The sequence below is a fragment of the Fibrobacter sp. UWCM genome, assembly GCF_900129735.1.
Taxonomy (GTDB): domain Bacteria; phylum Fibrobacterota; class Fibrobacteria; order Fibrobacterales; family Fibrobacteraceae; genus Fibrobacter.
This window is the reverse complement of the sequence record NZ_FQWR01000033.1, coordinates 1-21903: the sequence shown is the minus strand read 5'-3', so window position 1 is coordinate 21903 and position 21903 is coordinate 1. Positions and strand designations below refer to the sequence as shown.

The 21903-nt window shown below is 53.6% G+C and carries 11 protein-coding genes; 5 read left to right on the top strand and 6 right to left on the bottom strand.

Going from position 1 to position 21903, the window contains the following annotated elements; genetic code table 11:
• On the top strand, positions 1-287 hold a 287-nt coding region (locus BUB22_RS16930; protein WP_217650377.1), incomplete at its 5' end, for a hypothetical protein.
• A 287-nt stretch (positions 288-574) separates the two neighbouring features.
• Here the strand turns inward: BUB22_RS16930 and pta are convergent.
• Entirely contained in the window at positions 575-1963 is a 1389-nt protein-coding gene (gene pta / locus BUB22_RS15030; protein WP_072807608.1) for a phosphate acetyltransferase, read from the bottom strand.
• Positions 1964-2247: 284 nt separating this feature from the next.
• Here pta and BUB22_RS15025 point away from each other — a divergent pair, with 284 nt between their 5' ends.
• A complete protein-coding gene (locus tag BUB22_RS15025) occupies positions 2248-5922 on the top strand; it encodes a fibro-slime domain-containing protein (protein WP_083535582.1) in 3675 nt (1224 codons plus the stop codon).
• A gap of 327 nt (positions 5923-6249) precedes the next feature.
• Positions 6250-9897, top strand: coding sequence for a fibro-slime domain-containing protein (locus BUB22_RS15020; RefSeq protein ID WP_073116398.1), 3648 nt, complete (start codon positions 6250-6252; stop codon positions 9895-9897).
• A gap of 102 nt (positions 9898-9999) precedes the next feature.
• Here BUB22_RS15020 and BUB22_RS17155 read toward each other — a convergent pair whose 3' ends face one another.
• The 4 genes from BUB22_RS17155 to BUB22_RS15000 form a co-directional block, all read right to left on the bottom strand.
• Positions 10000-13077: an Rne/Rng family ribonuclease gene (locus BUB22_RS17155; RefSeq protein WP_254794767.1), complete on the bottom strand. Its 3078-nt coding sequence runs from the start codon at positions 13075-13077 to the stop codon at positions 10000-10002.
• A 332-nt stretch (positions 13078-13409) separates the two neighbouring features.
• Positions 13410-14402, bottom strand: coding sequence for a haloacid dehalogenase-like hydrolase (locus tag BUB22_RS15010; protein ID WP_073116394.1), 993 nt, complete (start codon positions 14400-14402; stop codon positions 13410-13412).
• 84 nt (positions 14403-14486) lie between these two features.
• Positions 14487-15317: a M23 family metallopeptidase gene (locus tag BUB22_RS15005; protein ID WP_072807603.1), complete on the bottom strand. Its 831-nt coding sequence runs from the start codon at positions 15315-15317 to the stop codon at positions 14487-14489.
• A gap of 3 nt (positions 15318-15320) precedes the next feature.
• Positions 15321-15587, bottom strand: a complete 267-nt coding sequence (locus BUB22_RS15000; protein ID WP_073116393.1) for a hypothetical protein — start codon at positions 15585-15587, stop codon at positions 15321-15323.
• Positions 15588-15809: 222 nt separating this feature from the next.
• Here BUB22_RS15000 and dnaN point away from each other — a divergent pair, with 222 nt between their 5' ends.
• The gene (gene dnaN / locus BUB22_RS14995; RefSeq protein ID WP_072807601.1) at positions 15810-16931 is read left to right on the top strand and encodes a DNA polymerase III subunit beta; all 1122 of its coding nucleotides are present in this window, start codon (positions 15810-15812) and stop codon (positions 16929-16931) included.
• 62 nt (positions 16932-16993) lie between these two features.
• Here the strand turns inward: dnaN and BUB22_RS14990 are convergent, their stop codons facing one another.
• Positions 16994-20884, bottom strand: a complete 3891-nt coding sequence (locus BUB22_RS14990; protein WP_083535580.1) for a VWA domain-containing protein — start codon at positions 20882-20884, stop codon at positions 16994-16996.
• A gap of 105 nt (positions 20885-20989) precedes the next feature.
• Here BUB22_RS14990 and BUB22_RS16480 point away from each other — a divergent pair, with 105 nt between their 5' ends.
• Entirely contained in the window at positions 20990-21640 is a 651-nt protein-coding gene (locus BUB22_RS16480; protein ID WP_139259038.1) for a hypothetical protein, read from the top strand.
• The last annotated feature ends 263 nt before the right edge of the window (positions 21641-21903 follow it).

Below are 21903 nucleotides of genomic sequence, written 5' to 3'. Positions count from 1 at the left end.
TTGTAGTTGACTTTTGCCATTGTTTTACCTTTTTGGGGTTGCGCAATGAATATAGTAGCTTATGCTACCCTCTTATTAAACTCCTGCATGGTCCAAAATTCTTTTTTTATCAAACTACTTTTTCACGACCGTTCAACAAGGATAAAATATATTTCCCCCTTGATAAAGTCAATTATCTTATTGTAAAAAAAATGTACAAGCTACTTTATGGAAGACAAGCGCGGGCGCTGGCAGTTGAAAGAACTGAAGAAGAAAATCAACGCGAAGTTAGACAAGAAATAATATGAAATGTCTTGCCGCAGTCAAGCTTTGCTTGACAAGGGCATCCAAAAAAATCGGCTGCTATTTCGCAGCCGATTTTTTTGATATATGCTAATGGACACACTTGCCTTGCTACGCAAGGCTTCGGTGTGACGAGACTTCCGTGAGCAACAAAGCCCTCGGGTGTTAACCGAGGGCGGTTGCGACCTTTGGACACTTGCGCTTTAGCGCTTAGTGTACATGGCCACCTTTAGGTGGGAGCGAGTGAGAAACCGGAGGTTTCAACACCCGATACGACGAACGAGCGGTTTCATTACCCCGCCTGGACGGCGGTGAGGGCGATCGTGTACACGATGTCTTCGACGAGGGCGCCGCGGCTCAGGTCGTTCACCGGCTTCGCGAGACCCTGGAGCATGGGGCCGATGGCGATGGTGCCCTGCGCGCTACGCTGCACGGCCTTGTAACCGATGTTACCCGCAGAGAGGCTCGGGAACACGAACACGGTCGCCTTGCCGGCGACGGTGCTGCCCGGAGCCTTGAGGGAGCCAACGCTCGGCACGGTCGCGGCATCGTACTGTAGCGGGCCATCCACGAGCATCTCGGGGCGGGCTTCCTTCACAATCTTGGTCGCTTCGCGCACGAGGTCTGCATCCGGGCCCTTGCCGCTGTTCATGGTGCTGTAGCTGAGCATCGCGACACGGCTCGGGAGGCCAAAGGCCTTGGCGGTGTCGTCGCACTGCATGGCAATCCCTGCAAGTTCCTCGGCGGTCGGGTTCAGGTTGATGGCGCAGTCGCCGTAGATGTAAGTCTTGCCAGGCATGCACATGAAGAACACGGAGCTCACGGACTTCACGCCCGGGGCGCACTTAATGACCTGCAGGGCAGGGCGCAGTGTATCTGCGGTAGAGTGGATGGCACCGGAAACGAGGCCGTCGACTTCGCCCATCTTGAGCATCATGGTACCGAGCATTACGTTATCTGCAAGAGCCGCGCGGGCCTGGTCTTCGGTCATGCCCTTCGACTTGCGAAGTTCCACGAGCGTCGGAACGTACTTTTCGGCGAGTTCCGCACTCGGTTCGATAATTTCGATGTCAGCCGGGAGCTGCACGCCCTGTTCCTTCGCGACCTTCAGGATTTCCTCCTTCTTGCCCACGAGCACGGGAACCGCGATACCACGGTCGATTACGAGCTTCGCTGCCTGCACGGTACGCGGTTCGCTACCTTCGGGGAGCACAATGCGCTTCTTCGCCTTGGACGCCTTGAGGAGCAGGCCCGCACGGAACATCGCCTGGCTCGTCTTGCGTTCGGCAGGTTCTGCGGCGAGGTCCTTCGCGAGGCACTTCCCGCAGTGCAGCAGGCGGCACGGGCAGAACAGGTCGGCATCCTCGCTATCGGAATAGATCTTCGCGTCGAGCGCGGTCGCGAGGGTGTCGTTGAACTTCTGGGCCATCACGTCGCTCATGCCAACAGCGCCTTCCACCACGACTGCATCCACGGAATCGAAATTCTGCTTGAGGAAGTCGGCGGCAATCTTTTCCATGAGCACGGCGGAGTTGTGCGCCTTGAGTTCGGCGGCGGCTTCGGCACCGTTCACGCACGGCTTGTAGGTGGCGGACTTGAGGCCGGCAGCGGCAACGCCGTCGACGACTTCCTTGACCTTCGCTTCCATGTTGGCAGAAGCAACCAGATATACACGGTTCATAAATTATCTCCAAAAAAAACTGTTTGTTGAACGTATAAAAAGTAGGTTTTAACCGCGGGAAAAACCGGAGCCAGACCCAAAAACGGCACCCTTCGCCTTGTAGTAAACTTTTATTTACGTTTCAAGTATGATTTATGCACGTTTTTTGCACGCTTATGTTAAATTGGAACCCTGCCTCCTGTTGCATTTTTACCCAAAATAAGCGATATTTATAGTATCGCCCCACTGATTGGGATGTTTATTAAGGAGCGTTTATTGTGTGGTATAAGGCTATCACCCGTGTCATGTTGTTGACACTCATCGCCTCGATGTGCGCTATGTCACAGCCCGGGAACGGGAACGGCAGAGACAACAACAGGGAAACACCTACAGAACAGGAACCTGCCGGCGGAGATGCTGCAGGCGGTTCTAACGTCGTTATCCGGTTCATGCCGAACTGGACGAACACCAACGCCATCTTGAACTACAAGGGCACCGAAACCACCATGACCGCGGTCAAGAACTACTGCGGCTGGTTCGAAGCCAGGGTCAAGAACGCACCCGCCACCGGCTTCGAGGTCATGTTCAAGCAGACCATCGGCAACACCTACGTGACCGCGGAAGGCCCCGAGCACGTAGCACGCGGGCTCACCCCCGTAGGCGAACCCATCAACCTCGACAGCATCGCGGCACTCAACGACACGCTGTGGATTATCGGCAACCCCTCCGGCCCCCCGGACCAGTTTTCCGCATACCCGAACCGCCTGGGCGACTGCCCGGTAAAGACACTCTCGGTAATGATGTTCGACTGGTACGACGGTTCCGAAAGGGGCGGACGCAACGGCTACGAGGCGCGCGGGGTCCCGAGGCGCGGCGAAGGCACCAACGAGGACTTCGGCGCAGACGGCTGCACGCTCACCAAGGGGATGGTCGAACCCGTACTCGGCAGCAACGGCGTACCCGTGCGCGTACAGGAACTCCCCTCCAGCTGCACGAACGCGACACATCTCGACTACTGGTTCTTACCCGATGTCATCAACACCGACGCGAGCGGCAAGAAGTACACGAACGCCACCTGCCGCGACCTGGAACTCGAACTGACCGACGACGGATTCTGGCTCGGCCAGCGTGACGACAGCAGCCCCGAAGGCGGGCTGTTCTTCCTCGACGACTTCCGCTGGCTCGACGAGGAAGGCACTGTCGAGAACGTGAACTACGACTCCCTAAGCGGCAACAAGGGCTACCACAACTTCGGCTTCACCATGAAGATCCAGGCGAAGTTCGAATACGTGCCCGGACAGTACTTCGAGTTCAACGGCGACGACGACGTGTGGGTGTTCATCAACAACCGCCTGGTGGTCGATATCGGCGGGCAACACACGAAGGCATCGGGCGCGGTGGACCTCGACACGCTCGGGCTTACCGAGGGCGAAACCTACCCGTTCCATATCTTCTACGCCGAACGCAAGCAGACGCAGTCGAACTTCATGATGCGCACCTCCATAGACCTGCGCACCGAGGCGAGCATATTCCTCACCGACCTGCGCTCCACGCCCGCCATCAAGAACTACGACGTGTGGCAGATTGTGAAGAAGGACGCCCTCAGCTGCGACTTCTCCGCGAACGAACTTGCAGACGTCGACACGGTAGAAGGCCCGTCCAACTACAGGCTCACCGGCGGCAACCTCGGCGAAGCGGGCGTAATGCTCGATACCGCAGGAACATGGTTCGAAGGCATCACCATCGAGGACAACTGGTACCAGTTCAGCATCGACTCCGCACGCATCGTAGAGAACAACGGGCTTGCCCCGGGCCACTACTACCTCGAGGTCTCGCTCAAGAACAACCCCGAACAGAAGACAGGCGTGTGGATTACCATCCCGCCGTACAAGGTGCCCACGCTGGTGTTCGCTACCGAGCAGTGGAAGTCGCTCACGTCGCAGGTCTCGGGCGACACGCTCCAGATTGGCCAGTGGGCGTACGAGATGTACAAGGTGCAGGTGATGTTCGAGGAAGACTGGGCGCAGGTATCCATCTACAACCAGAACATAAACCTCTCCTCTAGCGACCCGAACATGAAGACGGTCGACGAGACCGGCAAGGCAATCAGCAAGGTGGTGCTCGACTCCACGGGCCGCGCCACGTTCTACGTTATCGCGAACGCGCCCGTTACGGGAGCGACGCTGCAGGCGAAGGGCGCCGCATCTTCCGCTGCCGTCTGGACCGACCTCGTGTTCCAGGAACCGCCCATCCCGAGAATCTCCAGCGCGGAATTCTACGACCGTAACGGCGACGGGCGCGGCGACAGCCTGCACATAAAGTTCAACAAGGAACTCGGCGGCAAGAACACCCTCGATTCCCTGAAGTTCGCGTTCGGCGAAGGCTTCCCGGTACAGACAAAGGAAAACTGGAAAGTTTCCGGCAACAACACCGAACTTACGATTGTCTCGAGCGGCACCTGCGAGCCCTACAAGCTCTGCGGTTTCAGCAGCCTGATATTCACCGGCGGCAAGGAAGACCTGTACACGGGCAGCATCGACACCTGGTTCACCTACACCGAGAACAACAAGGGGTACCACTTCCACATTGCGGCGGACCCGCTTACGGATAAAGTAAACCCGATTGTCACCCAGGCGGTAAAGAGCATCACCAAGAGCGGGCACGAGCTCACCCTCACCTTCAGCGAGGCGATTACCGAAGACACGAAGCAGTACTTCAAGGACATGTTCCGCTATTCGTGCGTGCGCGGCGGCGAGAAGGTCGACCCCGAAAAGCCCGTAGGCGCAGACAACGGTTCTTCGAACAGTTCCATGACCCTGCTGTTCACCATGAGCACCTACGATGCGGTAATCCCCTCCGTGGGCGACTCCGTAGGCTTTGTACCGCAGGGAGGTTCCACCACGAGCCTCGCCGAGGACATGAGCGGCAACAAGCCCCACAGGTACACGCCGATGGTACGCATCTCGGGCCAGCAGGACATGCAGATTACCGGCACCGACGTGCTTCCGCTCGACCCGAATAACGAGATTGTGCAGGACGAAGAGAACACCACGCAGCCGAAGCTCATCACCAACAAGGATGCCGACGCGAAGCACGTGTCCGATTCCCTCGGCGTGCAGGGCCACCTGATAGGCTTCGACGTCGCCGAGCTCATCTCGACGCAGACCGCCGAAGACATCGCGAGCCTCGACGCGCTCATCTCCACGCTCCTGAACGGCGGCGAAGACGACACCACGTACACCGTGCTCGAGATTACCGAGGAGGAATCCATCGCGCAGCTCATCGAGGCCATCAAGGCGAGCGCCATCAGCGGGTTCACCGACGAGGCCATCACCGGGTTCATGGACTCGAGCATCACCGCGAACAACTACAAGAAGAAACTGAGTGACGAAGACCTCGAACTGTTCGAGGAATACGTGCAGCGCGGTATCGAGGCGAGCCGCGATACCATCGTGAACATCAAGACCGCCGCCGACATGGACGTGGGCGCGCTCTTCCAGGATATCATCGACGGGAACATCTCCGCGAAGGAACTCAAGAAGAACGGCGTGAGCGAAGAGGTGATCGAGGCAATCAAGAACGGCACGATTACCGCAAGCAATATCGACCAGTTCCGCGACGGCACGCTCTCGCTCGCGAAACCCGACGACGTGAAGCTCAAGTACGAGACGCACTACTACACGCACCTCGGCACCTACGTGGGCGGCAGTTCGGGCAGCATCCTGTGTTCCGACAAGGAAGTCTACGGCGACGCGGGCTGCCTTGCCAACCCGGGCAACCTGTTCCTCGCGTGGAACATGCGCGCCGACGACGGACGCCTCGTGGGTACGGGCGCCTACATCGCCCGCCTGCACGTGAAGGTGATGGTGGGCCACAGGACGGTATCGAACATCACGCGCGACCTGATGTGGGGTGTGCGCCGCGGGAGCACGAACGGTATCAACCTCGGCGACATCCTGAACGAGAAAAAGAAAAAGTAGGGCATCAAAGGGTTTTTCGGAACCTTTACACCCTATTGTAAAATTCCTTTAACATTCAATACGCGAAAAACGCCCCTTTTTCGCGTATGTTCTTGTGTTGTAAATAATTATATAGTTGCTTTTTTGCTTACAATAAGGCATATTTATATAGAAGAGTTATCGCGTTTTATACAGGGATGTTAAAGGAGCGAGATTGTGTGTAAGTCAATTACTCATGTATTGCTGTTGACCCTAGTCATGGCAGTGTGCGCTGCATCACAAACTGCACCCGGGGGTGAACCCGGCCAACCGGCCGCCACCACAAGTTCAACTAAAATCATCCGGTTCATGCCGCACTGGACGAACACCAATGCCGTGCTCATCTACAACGGCACCGAAACCATCATGTCGGCGGTGAAGAACTACTGCGGCTGGTTCGAGACTAAGGTCAAGAACGCGCCCGCGACAAACTTCACCGTAAGGTTCAAGCAGACCATCGGCTACACCTACGTGGGTGCCGAAGGTAACGAGGAAGTCGCCGCAGGCGGCATCCCCATAGGCAGCGAAATCGTGCTCGACAGCATCGCCGCCCTGAGCGACACGCTCTGGATACAGAGTTTCAAGAACGACGTACCCGAAATGTTCGCACAGTACCCGGGCGTGCTCGGGCAATGCCCCGTCCGCACCATCCAGGTGATGATGTTCGACTGGCTACACGGAGAAGGCTGTGACGGCATCGAATGTTCCAATTCCTCGAGCAAGCCCTATGCGAACGGCGCCAAGGATACCTACTTCGGCAACCCAATCTTCGCCACCAGCAACGACTTCGGTAGCGGCGGCTGCAGCGGCGCATACAACGATTACAAGAACAACGCCAAGGACAGCAAGGGTACCAGCTACATGGCGGGCATGGTGAGCGAAACGCTCGGCCCGAACGGAGTCCCCGTACGCTCGCCGACCTTCCCGGAAGACTGCAAGCTTTCCGACCACCTCGACTACTGGTTCCTGCCCGTCGTAATCGGCCAGGATGCAAGCGGCAAGCAATACACGAACTCCGCCTGCCGCGACGTCGATCTTGAACTTGACAAGGAAGGCTACTGGTACGGCCAGAAGAACGGCAGCAGCCCGGAAGGCGGGTTCTTCCTGCTCGACGACCTCGAATACCTCGATGACGCCAAGACGGTCAAGAACATCTTCTTCGACCAACTGAACGACAAGAAGAACAAGAAGCACAACTTCGGCTTCACCATGAAGTTCCAGGCAAAGTTTGAATACGTCCACGGCCAGAAGTTCGAATTCAAGGGCGATGACGACGTGTGGGTGTTCATCAACAACCGCCTGGTGGTGGACCTCGGCGGGCAGCACAGCGAAGTCGTCGGTTCCGTGGACCTCGACACACTCGGCCTTGTCGAAGGCAAGGAATACCCGTTCCACATCTTCTACGTGGAACGCCATACCAGTTCCTCTAACTTCATGATGCGCACGTCCATGGACCTGCACACCGACGCAAGCATATTCCTTACCAGCGACTCGCTCAATGCGGTCGCGATGGGCAAGCCCTGGAGCCCCAAGAACTACGACATCTGGCAGATTACCAAGGGCGACGCGCTCAGCTGTGACTTCGACGCGAACGAAGGCGGCGCAATCGATACGACCGAAGGTCCCTCGAACTTCCGCCTCACCGGCAACAATCTCGGCGATGCCGGCGTGATGCTCGACAAGACCGGCGAATGGCTGTACGAAGGCATCATGATCGATGAAAGCAGCGCGAAGTTCACCATCGACACCGCAAGGATCGTCGAGAACAACGGACTTGCTCCGGGCCACTACTACCTGGAAATCACCCTGAAGACCGACCCCACGCAGAAGACCGGCGTATGGTTCACCATTCCGCCCTACAAGGTCCCGACTCTCGTGTACGCGACAGAAGAATGGAAACCGCTCGGTGCACAGGTCTCGGGCGACACGCTCCAGATTGGCAAGTGGGCGTACGAGATGTACAAGGTACAGGTGATGTTCCTCGAGGACTGGGCGACGGTCACGCTCTATAACCAGAACGTGAACCTCAATTCTTCTGACCTAAACTTGAAGACCGTCGACGAGACCGGCAAGCCCATAAACAAGGTGGTGCTCGACTCCACGGGCAAGGCGACCTTCTACGTTATCGCGAACGCTCCCGTAACGGGCGCGACGCTACAGGCGAAGGGAGCCGCGGCCTCTGCCGCAGTATGGACGAACCTCGTGTTCCAGGAACCGCCTATTCCGAGAATCTCCAGCGCAGAATTCTATGACCGTAACGGCGACGGACGCGGCGACAGCCTGCACATCACGTTCAACAAGGAACTCGGCGGCAAGAACCACCTAGACTCCCTGAAGTTCGCGTTCGGCGAAGGATTCCCGGTACAGAAGGAAGAGAACTTCCACATCCACGGGAACAAGACTGAACTCACGATTGTAACCGAGGGCGCCTGCGAGCCCTACAAGCCGTGCGGTTTCAGCAGCCTGATATTCACCGGCGGCAAGGAAGACGTGTATACGGGTAGCATCGACACCTGGTTCACCTACACCGAGAACAACAAGGGCTACCACTTCCACATTGCGGCCGACCCGCTTACGGACAAGGTAAACCCGATTGTCACCCAGGCGGTAAAGAGCATTACCAAGAGCGGGCACGAACTGGAACTCACCTTCAGCGAGGCGATTACCAGCGAATCGATGGAGCACTTCAAGGACATGTTCCGGTACCACTGCGTACGCGCCGGTGCCGTCGTGGATCCTGAAAAACCCGTAGGCGCAAGCAATTCCAGCTCGCAGAGCAAGATGGTTCTGCTGTTCAACGTAAGCACCTACGACGCTGTGATACCCTCCGTGGGCGACTCCATAGGCTTTGTACCGCAGGGAGGCTCCACGGTGAACCTCGGCGAAGACATGAGCAGCAACAAGCCGCACAAGTACACGCCGATGGTACGCATCACGGGCCAGCAGGATATGCAGATTACCGGCGCCGACGTGCTGCCGCTTGACCCCAACAACCCGATTGTGCAGAACCCGACAACGACGCAGCCCATCCTCATCACCAACAAGGATGCCGACGCGAAGCAGGTCTCTGACGAGAAGGGAGTGCAGGGCCACCTGATTGGCTTCGACGTGGCTGAACTCATCCAGACGCAGACCGCCGAAGACATCGCGAGCCTCGACGCGCTTATATCCACGCTGCTCAACAGCGGCGAAGACGACACCACGTACACTGTACTTGAGATTACCGAGGAAGAATCCGTGGCCCAGCTTATCGCAGGCATCACGGCAAGCGCGGTAGGCGGGTTCAGCGAAGAGGCCGTCAACGGGTTTACCGAAGGCACGATTACCGCCGACAACTACAAGAGCAAACTGAGTGACGAAGACCTCGACCTGTTCGAGGAATACGTGCAGCGCGGTATCGAAGCGAGCCGTGATTCCATCATGAACATCAAGACCGCGGCCGATATGGATGTCGGGGCACTGTTCCAAGATATCATCGACGGCAACATCTCCGAGAAGGAACTCAAGAAGGCCGGCGTGAGCGAAGAAGTAATTGACGCCATCAAGAACGGCACGATTACCGCAAGCAACATCGAGCAGTTCCGCGACGGCACACTCTCTCTCGCGAAACCCGACGACGTGAAGCTCAAGTACGAGACGCACTACTACACGCACCTGGGCAACTACGTGGGTGGCAGTTCGGGAACCATCCTCTGCTCCGACAAGGAAGTCTACGGTGACGCGGGCTGCCTTGCCAACCCGGGCAACCTGTTCCTCGCGTGGAACATGCGCGCCGACGACGGACGCCTCGTGGGTACGGGCGCCTACATCGCCCGCCTGCACGTGAAGGTGATGGTTGGCCGCAGGACCGCCTCGAACATCACGCGCGACCTGCTGTGGGGCGTGCGTCGCGGTGGCAAGAACGCCATCAACCTGGGCGACGTCCTGAACGGAAACGACCAGAAGAAAAAGAACTAGCTCTCTCTTTCTGCAACAAGAAACCCGCGGATAAATCCGCGGGCGTTTTTGTTAAAACGAACTTCGATAAACGAGCGTGCCCGGCAAGCCGGGCGCGGTACGCTATACCGTTCCGTAGAGTTCGGTGATGTCCTCGTTGCTGCGGTCGAGCATCCAGAACTGGTTCACGTGGGCGCAGGTATCCTCGACGAGGTTTATCTTGATCCCGTGCTTCGCTTCCAGGTAACGGTAGAGGCGCAGGGAATCTGCACACAGCGCGTCGACCATCATGGTGCTTACCACCAGGTTGATTTCGCGGAGCTTGCCCTTGTTGCGGGCACGTGCCATCCAGCGGTCAATCTCGCCCATCGTGGATTCGAGCGTCGCGATGCGGCCACCGCCACGGCATACCGGGCAAATTTCCGTCTTCTCGGTCATGAGGTTCACGCGTACGCGCTTGCGGGTAACTTCCATGATGCCGAACTGGCTAATCTGCGCAGGGCTAATCGGCGCCTTGTCGCGGCGGATAGCCTTGCGGAATTCCTGGTACACGGCATCGCGGTCGGAATCCGCGCCCATCTCGATGAACTTGATGATGATGAGGCCGCCCACGTCACGCATGCGCAACTGCTTCGCGATTTCGCGGCAGGCGTCCAGGTTCGTCTCGAGGGCGAGCTTGTTCCTGTCCTTGCCGCGGGCACGCCCGAGATTCACGTCGATGGAGACAAGCGCTTCCGTCTGCTCGATTACGAGGTTCGCCCCGTTGTAGAGCGGAATGCGGCGCTGCAGGGAACGCGCGTAGTCGTTCTCTATCTTGAAATGTTCGAACAGGCTCTCGTTCTTGTCCCAGAGCTTCACCTTGTCGAGCTTGTCCGGAGAAAGCACCTTGAGGTAGTCGCGCAGCGCGAGGTATTCCTCGCGGTTGTCGATATACACGTAGTCGGTGTTCTCGCCGAAGTACTCGCGCACAGTCTGCTCGATGGAATCGGATTCCTCGTAGATGCAGGTTTCGGCGGGCTGGTTCGCGAAGTTGAACTTGGTCTGTTCCCACTTGCTCTCGAGTTCGCGCATCTGCTTCTGGATTTCGAATTCGGATTCGTTGAGGCCGTTGGTACGCACGATGTAGCCCACGTCGCGGGCCTTGAGGCGGCGCACCACCTTCTTGAACTCGCGGCGCTTGGCCGGGTCGCGTTCACGCTTCGACACGCCGATGAAGTTGGTACCCGGCATGCACACGAGGAAGCGCCCCGCAAAGCTCAGGTGCGTCGTGAGGCGTGCACCCTTCGTGCTGATGGGTTCCTTCACCACCTGCACCATGATTTCCTGGCCTTCCTTCAGAATCTCGTCGATAGAGATTTCCTTGGACGGGCCATCTTCGTCATCGTCGTCACCGTATTCGCGGCGCAGGAGTTCACTGCGATCCATTGCATCGTCCTGGTGCAGGAACCCGGCCTTCTCCATGCCGATATCGATAAACGCGGCCTTGAGCGCGGGCAATACCTTCTGCACCACGCCCTTGTATATATTCCCGAGCACGCGGGTAGAGGAAACGCTTTCCACCACGAGTTCGGCAAGCTCGCCGTCTTCCATGATGGCAATACGCTTCTCGTAAGGAGTCTTGCTGATGAGGATTTCGCGCTTCACCTTGTTACGGCCGCGCATGTTGCCGCGCTTGGGGCGCGTAGGCTTCGCGGGCGCATCGGACTCCACGAAGTCGTAGAGCTCGGTGATGTCTTCCTTCTGGTCGTTGAACATCCAGAACTGGTTCACGTGGGCGCGGTCGTCCTCGATGAGTTCGACCTTCATGTCGTGCTTGTATTCCAGGTAGTGCAGCATGCGGGCGCGGTCACGCACCAGCACCTCCACCATCGGGGAGCTGAGCACGAGCGTCACCTGCTTGAGGCCGCCCTTCGAGTGGGCACGCGCCATCCAGCGATCGATTGTCCCGAGGGCCGACTCGAGCGTGGCAATGCGGCCACCGCCACGGCACACCGGGCAGAACTTGCTCTTGTAAGAATCTTCGCGCACGCGTTCGCGGCGAATTTCCATGAGCCCGAACTGAGTAATCGGGGAAGGCTTCACGATTGCCTTGTCGCGGCGGGCGGCCTTCACGAATTCCTGGTAGATAATCTCGCGGTCGTTGTCGGTCTCCATGTCGATGAAGTCCACAATGACAAAGCCGTCCACATCCCTGAGTCTAAGCTGCTTCGCAATCTCGCGGCAGGCGTCGATGTTTGTTTCGAGGATAATCTTGCCCTGGTCCTTGCCGTGCACCTTGGGGCCCGTGTTCACGTCGATGGACATGAGGGCCTCGGTCTGCTCGATCACGAGGTTTCCGCCACGCGGGAGCGGTACCTGGCGCTGCAGAGAACGCGCGTAGTCGTTCTCTATCTTGAAATATTCAAAGAGGCTCTCGCTAGAGCTCCAGAGCTTCACCTTGTCGAGCATCTCGGGAGCGGCGCTGCGCAGGTAGTCACGCAGCGAGAAGTACTCGTCGCGGTTGTCCACGTACACGTAGTCGGTGTTGCCATTGAAGTATTCGCCGATAGCGCGGCCCGCGGAATTGGACTGCTCGTACACGCAGGTACCGACGGTGGCACCCGCATAGTTTTCCTTGGTGCGGTTCCAGAGGGCCTCGAGTTCCTGCATCTGCTGCTGGAGGGCTTCCTCCGTCGCTTCCATGCCCGAGGTACGCACGATGTAACCCACGTCGCCGGCCTTGAGGCGGTTGATCATCCCCTTCACCTCGCGGCGACGGGCAATGTCACGTTCACGCTTCGACACGCCGATGAAGTTCGTGCCCGGCATGCAGACCAGCAGGCTACCTGCGAACGTCACGCGCATGGTGAGCCCCACGCCCTTGCCGCCCGCGGCCTCCTTCGAGACCTGCACCATAATCTCGTCGCCCTCATGGAGCACGTCGGTTATGGCGGACTGCCCGTAGGCATCCGAATCGTCGTCATCAAACCTGCGTTCGAGCGCGGCCTTCGCGTCAAAGACATCCTCTTGCCGCAAGACACCGTCCTGGCCGAGCCCTACATCTACATAGGCAAGCCCGGCCGCAGGAACGACCTTCTGTACGACACCCTTATAAATATTACCCTGGACCTGATTCGAAGAGCTCCCCTCGACCACGAGTTCCGCCAGTTCGCCATCTTCCATAATGGCATAGCGCGTCTCGTAAGGGGTCTTACTAATCAAAATTCCACGTTTGCACTTATACGTCATTAACAATCCTAAAAGTATGGTAAAACTTTATAGAAAAACGCCCAAAACGGCAATCCGGGTCCGGAGAGCCGTAAAAGGTAATATAAATATAATAAAAGATATTTAAACCAGATGAGCAGTCACGTGAGACGAAGCGACCGATATCAATCGGTCGCGTAGGCGAAAGTGAGCACTGACCGGAGAGGACTTATATGAATCAAGCGCGAACGGTCATGTAGGTGAGCCAGAGCGACCGATATCAATCGGTCGTGTAGGCGAAAGTGAGCGCTAACCGGAGGGGCCTTATATGAATCAAGCGCGAACGGTCATGTAATATGAGACGGCGGGGCGCCGGCGCTGTTGCGGATGGCGGCCTGCTTCCTTGCCACAATCTGGTCGGCGATGGCGCGGGCCTTCTCGGTCAGCCACAGCCACGACTGGCTACCCGTCACGTAGTCCGCCTCGCCGAACATCTGCACGCGCTGGGCATGCCGGAGAGCCTCCACCTGACGGAAGGCCTTCACGTCGCCCTTCGGGTACACCGCAAAGGTAGAACCGCCGTTGTAGTTCAATATGCTGAACGCGGGCACGTCACTCGGGCCGTCCGCAATGTAGACCATGTTCTCGAAGGGCACGCGCCTGCTCTCGCGGGCAATCGCCGAATTCACGTCGATGGAATCGGGATACTTGTTGCTCCCCTTGTTTATCTCAAACAGGTAGCGGGTCTTGCTCGTGTTGTCGAGCGCGCAGGCGACCTGCGAAATCTCGCAGGCCGGAACCAGGCCGAGTTCCGCGGCAGACGCCCCCGATTTCAGGTCTCCGGCCGCATCCAAAAAACCGGGCTGCAGCGGGTTCTCGATAAACTCGCAACCAAAAATGCCCTCCACGTAGGGCGCGATGGAACTCCCGCGAATCGTCTCCGCAAACCCAGTACTGACAACGTAATGTTCCAGCCGGATATCGAACGCCTTGTACTTCGGGTCGTCTTCCACAAGCTTCTTGATTTCGCCAAAGAACTGCGGGAGCCCCGGGTAAAACACGAGTTCCTTGCCGAACTCGCGCAACAGCTTGTTAGAAAGCCCCTTGAAGAGCCCCGCCTTCACGTAGGTAAGGATATGGTTCAGGTAGCTTGTATCGGAATTCACCGAAATGCCCTGCGCGCCGTAACGTTCCTTGAGCGCATTCACCTCGGCCCAGAATGTTTTACCATCCACGCCATAGTGGCGAAACAGAGGCTCCTGCATGTACGAACTGATGAGGGTCTTGTCGCAGTCCCACACCATCGCGATGATATTCTGTTCAAACGGCGCCTGTTTCATAATAAACCTCTACACCTCCCGCAATAAACTTCTCAATCCCGCAATAAACATCCCGTAACCCGCACCCCAATCATCCATCATCAATTACTTTGTAATAAAGTAGTCTTCCGGGTTCACGGGCACGCCGTCCAAGCGAATCTCGTAATGCAGGCCCACGCCGGATTCTCGCCCGCTCTCGTTGACGGTCGCAATCGGGTCGCCACGGCGCACCACGTCGCCCTCGCGTACCAGCGCATGCCCCAGGTGCGCGTAGAATGTGCGGACCTTCGGCAGGTGGCTAATCTTCATCGAGAGTCCGAATCCGCGGTGCGAACGTACCTCCATCACGATGCCCGCGCCTGTCGCGTACACCGTGTCGCCCACATCGGCCACGTAGTCAATCCCGCGGTGCGGCAGTTCAATCTCGGTAAACGGGTCGCGAATCATCTCGAACCGGTTCCTTATAGCGTGCCCGTTCTTGAGCGGGTGAATCACAGGGAAGCGCGCCGCCAGCGCCGAATCCGCCTCGATTCCCTTCAAGAGCCTCTTGAAGCTGCTCTCGATTTCGCGCAGGCTCTTCCTGGAAGAGAACGGCACCGATTCCTCGCCAAGGGCATCGTCCAGCGTAAACCCGAGCCCGCTCAGCTTCATGGTGCTGTCGCGCAGGAGTTTCGTCTCCTCCGCCTTGAGGATAGATTCGTCCACCGTCTCGCGGATACCCTTGATTTCTTCCTTGATGGCCTTGTTCTGGCGGTAAACCGAAACGATATCGTCTGTTGTTAAGTTGTCTATAATCTGTGTCGGGGAGAACAGGATAAACCCGACTGCCGCGAGCAGTATGGCCACCGGCACAAGGAGTATGCGCCAGAACGACAGCCGGAAGTTCTTGCTGCCGGACGTCCGTTCCGTAAACACATGGACTTCGAGCTTGCGCACGGGCTAGCGGCCCCCTCCGGCAATCTTTGCCTCGAGGTCTTCGATACGGCGCTTGGTCTCCTCGATATCGCCGATGAGTTCCACCACCGACGGGTCGTCCTTGATGGTGGAAAGAAGGTCGCCCTGGACCGCCTTGTAGAGCTTTTGGCCGAGGGACTGGAACTTGGTTTTGAGCCTACCTTCTTCCGTAGCCAGTTCAACCCTGCTCAGTGCGGTGCCGGCAACCCCCAGCGCCTTGCTTTTTATCTTGTTTAGAGCCGTTCCGTTCATAAATCTTACCTCGCTCGGCCTTAAAAAATAGTAGTTTTTCATTGTAAAAAACAATGGAGACATAACATGAGCCGAAGCGAACGCAGACGCGCTAAGCAGAACGTCAAAAATTTTACGCCAAACAAAAAGAACGCCCTGAATAAAGGGGTTATCGTAATTATCGGAATTATTGCGGTCGTATTCTTCGTGGGTACGATGCTTATTCAGAGAGGTGCCTAAACAATGAAGTTCGTGATCGAAAAGAACGCTTTCCTGGATGTACTGCAGGCAGCCATCAACGCAGTCCCCAACAAGTCCACCATCCAGATTCTCAACAACTTCGCTCTGCGCCTGGAAGGCAACTTCCTCGAAGTGAGCGCGACCGACCTGAACCTCGGTATCAGGGTCAAGGTCGAAGTCCAGGGCGAACGCGACGGTTCCGTGGTCATCAACGCGCGCAAGCTGCTCGACCTCGTGAAGAGCCTCGTCGACCCGAGCATCACGAATGTCACCTTCGACGTGCAGGATTACCTCGCCACCATCCAGTGGAGCGCGAAGGGCAAGGCCTCCATCAGCGGTATCGACGCGAGCGACTTCCCGCCGTTCCCCGAAGTCTCCGAAGGCGAATCCCTCAACTTTGCCGCAAGCGAACTCGCTTTCCTCGCCGAAAAGACGACCTTCGCCTGCTCGACCGACACTATCCGCCTCAACCTGAACGGCGTCTATCTTGAAGCCAAGGACGGCGTGATTTCCATGATTGCGACCGACGGTCACCGTCTGGGCCGTGCCTCCATCGAACAGGAAGGCGCGAACCTCACGAACGGCGCCATCATCCCGAAGAAGGCCCTCCAGCTTATCCTCCACATGGTGAAGCCCGATGCTACAGTCGAGGTCCGTACGTCTGCAACGCACATCCTCTTCAACACCGGTTCCACCCAGGTTATCTCGAAGCTCTTCGAAGGACCGTACCCCAACTACCGTGCGGTGATTCCGCAGAACTTCGAACGCACCGTGCAGATGAACACGGTCGAATTCCAGAACAAGATGCGCAGCGTGATTGCCATGGCGAACGTGCGTACCCACAAGGTGCGCCTGCAGATTGACGGCAACAACATGGAACTCAGCGCAAGCGACCCGGATGTCGGTGGCGATTCCCGCGAAGCACTCGCAGTGACGCACAACGGCGAAGGCAACTTCAGCATCGGGTTCGACGGCCGCTACCTCTCCGAAATCTTCAGCATGTGCAAGAGCGAAGAGACCATCATGAAGATGAACAACCCCATCGGCGCCTGCATCATTGAACCGGTAGGCGACAATCTCGGGTTCAGCTTCCTCCTGATGCCGACGCACCTGAACGACGACTAATAATCGCGCTTTAAGCCACGCGTTACAAACAAATTAAAAGACTCCGCCCGGCGGGGTCTTTTTTATCGTGCAAAGAAATTGACCTTGTATATAAAATCCATTGCAGCAACATCCATAGCCTGACCCGAGACCCACGCATTTAATCGATAAGGACGATTTCCGATATTTTGCAACCTAATCAAATAACGATTACCCCTAACATAACCGAAATACTTTTCCATATACCAGCCAGATAGCCCATATATTCCACCATCATAGGACAAACCTCCAATCAGTTCACCTCCATCCTCGGCAGAAATCCCAAGTGCAACACTCGCAGGAGTCCAATCATCGGGAAATCCAGTTATTTCTATCCAGAGTTCCCCCTCCGAAGCAACACGAATAGATTCATTTACCCGCAAGACTATCGGCCTTGCCGGATTGCATCCACTATCTTCTGGGCACTGGGGCTCCGCCTTATTCACGGGATTATCCGCCACATTCCCAACAAAGCGAAGGTTATCTATCCAAAGCGAATCCGCACTATTTAAGACTATCTGGAAATGGACGTCATCATGCAATTCAGACAATTTCTCACGAGCATTTAAAGGAACATCAAATTCATACGATTTCCAGTTCCCAAAATAGGGTTGCAATTGAATCTGCTCGCCAAGCTGTATCCGCATATTTGACGATGGTATGTACAACCACAGTTCAAGATTACCAACCCAATACTGATTCTGCGTAGTTGAAGGTACAAACACATCCACACTCATCTTCTCTCCAACAACTTCAAAATCCACTGTGGATATATTCCGGCTCTCTATGATTTTCCATCCCGCGGGGCTAACAAGACTGGTCAAACCCTCACTTTTGCGTTCAGTATCTAGAGAAAGCGTTGTATGCAATGACCCCCAATCAGAAGCAACCTCAAATCGACCCACAGCAAACTCAGCAGCATCTTTTTCCAATAACAATAGGTCATAATTCGCCCCAACAGAATTCATTCCTACAACAGAGATAATATTACCAGGTTTTGCATATTCCGCTGAAAGCGGAATAGAAACTGAACCGGAGCCACTCTGCTCAACATTTACGAAATAGATTGGTTGCGAAGGATTCGACGGAGAATATACCTCAACTCTGTCAAAGGAGCCCATATCCAATGAGGACATCATCAACAAATAACTCTTGCCAGCAAGAGTGGACACTATTTCAAAACGATCCGTATCCGATCGAGGCTGCAGGTAAGCGTACACCGGATTTTCTGGCGAAATTTTCACAAGTTTGTCCATTGGCTCATCAGAACAGCAACCCATAACGATGAACTGTCCACTTTTGACAAACTCAAACGGAATAGAATCTACCTTTTCTACAAACGGAACGGTATCCGAAATGAAACGACCCTCACGCGAGGTATGCGCCGTTCTATTCTGATTAGACATAGTTATCTCCCACTGATACGCCCCATTTGCGCTTATAGTAGGCAGATTTGCAAAGTAGAGCCCATCACTAGCCTTAAAATCTCCACTCGTGCCGTCATCAACCATGACAAAATCCTGAACACTCCCATTAGGACTAATCAATTTTCCCGTTACAGAAACGCCTGTCAATGGGCCATCAAGGCCACGAACCGAAGCAACAAAATGTTTCTGCGCAGGCCACTCAAACAAACCTTCTGGAGCAAGCGTAGCGTTCACGGAGTGCTCTTGATATTCGCCAGTAACAACAACCATATAATCTAATCCCTCATCAGCAAGCGCGCTTTCCACCCTGATTGTGGATGAAGTAATTGAAGTAAGGGTTGCTGAATCAATCTCGGCCGTAAAAAACGTCGTATTACCAATTACATTGGATGTGGTGGAAACGGAAATTGCCGAGTTCCCCTGAGAAGATATGGCGATTGGGCTTTGTGAATTTTCTCCACTGTACGAAACATAAACACGAACTCGCTGGGCCCTTTGCGGTATATGAATATCTGCAGAAATCTGCGATGGAGAAAGCATTCCTGAAGCAATCTGTGTATTTCCCGGCGCAGAAGACAAAACTGGCGCAATCGATTTAAGCACTTTAATGGTAAACCCATCTTCCTCTTCAAAATACATCCCACCCGTTTCCGCTGCCATCGAAGACAATAATTTTCTATCGGCATTTGATCCATAAGCGATAGTGTGAATTGATATATCTTTGGACTTATAAAGATCTATTATCTCCTGCCGAGTTTTCTTACTCATATTGTCTAAGCCATCGGATATGACATACATTATTTTCATACTGGACGGATCATCCAATGAAAAAGTATTGATAGCTGTATAGAGAGCATCATACAACGAGGTGGCGCCACTAGTAGTAATTGCATCTATTTCGTCATTGATTTGCATAGCAGAGGGATTATTCGCAAATGCATGGACAGTAGAAACTTTTCCATTAAAAGCATATACTCCAACTGAGATATTTGAAACATCGTAGTTGGGATCTGCGCTCAAAAATGCCTGTGAAACGTACTTTGCGGCCTGCTTGGCATTCGACAATTTATCACCATTATTCATACTATTAGATGCATCTATAAGCACAATAGTTTCAATTTTTGGGCGATCCACCCACTTGATATTGAGATACTTATGCGTATCATTTCTGTACTCAGTCTGAGATCTCCCTGCAAGTTCGACCTTCATATAGGGGAGTTCATATGTTTTCTCTTGTCCACACCGGCCATCATATAACCAGACAGCATAACCATTAAATACCTTGCCCGTAACCTGGTTATAGTTCATTAGATATGATTTTGCAGAAAACACATCCTGCGCAGTAGGTCTTCTTTTTCGAAGGGATTTAAACCAGTACCGAAAATCATTTCCTGGATACACACCAAACACCCTGTCGTATATGGGATTTCTAGAAACAACATCCCAACCGGAAGATGGTTTTCCATTTACACGACAACAAATTCCTTGAGCAGAGTATGGATTAATATTAAATTCCGTACTCAGATTTGCCCACTGCCACTGAATATCATCTATTCCATTTGGTGAACAACCTCTTGATTTTGCCACATCATATTGATAATGCATTATAGAATTCGCTACACGGATCCTATTCATAGCATACACTGATGAACCATTAAAAAAAGAATATTCTGGCAAATCAAATGTCCATTCTCCTATACCCTCATCGCGGATATCTACTCGATTTCCATTTGGATCTTTTAAATTAAATGAGTATGTTCCCTCTTTAGAGTTATCCCAAACCTGATCTATAGTCGCATAGTCTCGTATCCATGTTCCATCTCCATAGGGATGACCTCCACTCAAACCAAGAGGTATTGTTGAGGTTTCCGTTAGCGGCAAAAAAACAACAGGTGTACCATAAACAAAGGGGGATAGGCGATCCTGAAATTCTGTTGGCTGATAAGTTCTTCTATAATCCGGCCTATTATCTACTATTGTAATTTTATCCAAAACAGGATCCGCCGTGACCAGAAATGGTATTCTCGTTTTTGCATACTCATCATCCAATCCATAAAAATAATGAACTGTCTCATGCGTCAAGGCCATACCAAAGTCAAAACGCATAGAATCAGTCTGTAAATGATTATCCCCTCCATCCCAATTATCGGATACTGCAATTCCTCCCCAATTATAGGAAAAAGACCCTGATGCTCCTGGCCAAATATTTTCACTCTTCCACGTTATAGTCGTACTAGGACAATATCTTCCCCCTGTATAGATTACAACATTGCCCAAATAGTTCCCCCCATTTGACACCTCGTACAAACCATCGGCATAATAACCTATAACTTCTTCATACCCCTGTTTTTCAGAAGATGCCAGATTTCTTTCAAGGCAAATCGACAAATCGATTATTTCTTCCTTTGGTTCACCATCTTGATTATAAGAGGCAACCCTCACTCGATTAAAGGGAGAATTTGCCGCAAATGCCATAGAAATCGATAGAATAATTACTATTTTTTTCATAACTTTATTTTATATTTGTTTTGCCTACAAGTTTTACAAGTTTACATCTTTTTACAAAAAAAAACAATTTTTGTTTTTCATTTAAAATAAATATATATTACAGGTATGCGTTCCTTACTCATTATCATTGCTTTTATTGCTTGTAGCAACGTTTTTGCGGGAAAATGCTCTTTTTTTTATGTTCCAGGAATGCAACAAGTGGCAGAGGATTCATTTGACGGAGCCGATTCTTCGGCATTTCCCAGCCTAAAACACACTATAAACATTTCTGGAATTGTAGACTCAACAGCAGAGGCTCAATTTTTGCCGGAATGCATAAGACACGGAGTACCCTATTGTTCCAGTGTAACAGTCCATTATCAAAACAATCCTCTATATAATAACAGCGCATCAGAAGAAAGTTGGGGATGCGCAGCTTGGCTAGAAAATGCAACCTTATCTTACGAAATTGAGTCTCCAATGTCAAAAAAAGCCGATTCGAGAATTATTTATCCATGTGAATTAAATCTAAATATAGGTGATACAATATATATAAAAAACTATTCCGTTCTATATTATGAAATTTGGGATGAATATTACAAATGCGATATTGATCCTAAAATAGAAGCTATCGGCGAATACACGGTCATTCCTCAACAGCAAACCAAAATACTTCCCCCCGCACACACAAAAAAATTCGAACCGACAAAAATCTACAACCGTGACGCTAGCGGACGCTTTAACAACGGCAAGAATAAATACATTATCCGTTACTGAATGCATCACGGCTTTTTCTTTACAAATTAAAAGACTCCGCCTAGCGGGGTCTTTTTTTTACCGGCGGCTACACTGCCGACCTGTTTTTACGGAGAATTATCAAAAATGTCAACCCTTTTTCCAAGAAAAAGATTATTTTAAAAATATGACGTTAATGATAATCCAACTCGGTAACGTATATTTTCTTTCGCAAATTCCGCTAAGGGGGTAAAAAAATAGGATGTTCCAATTTTTAGATTTGAAATAACCACAAATCAAACACA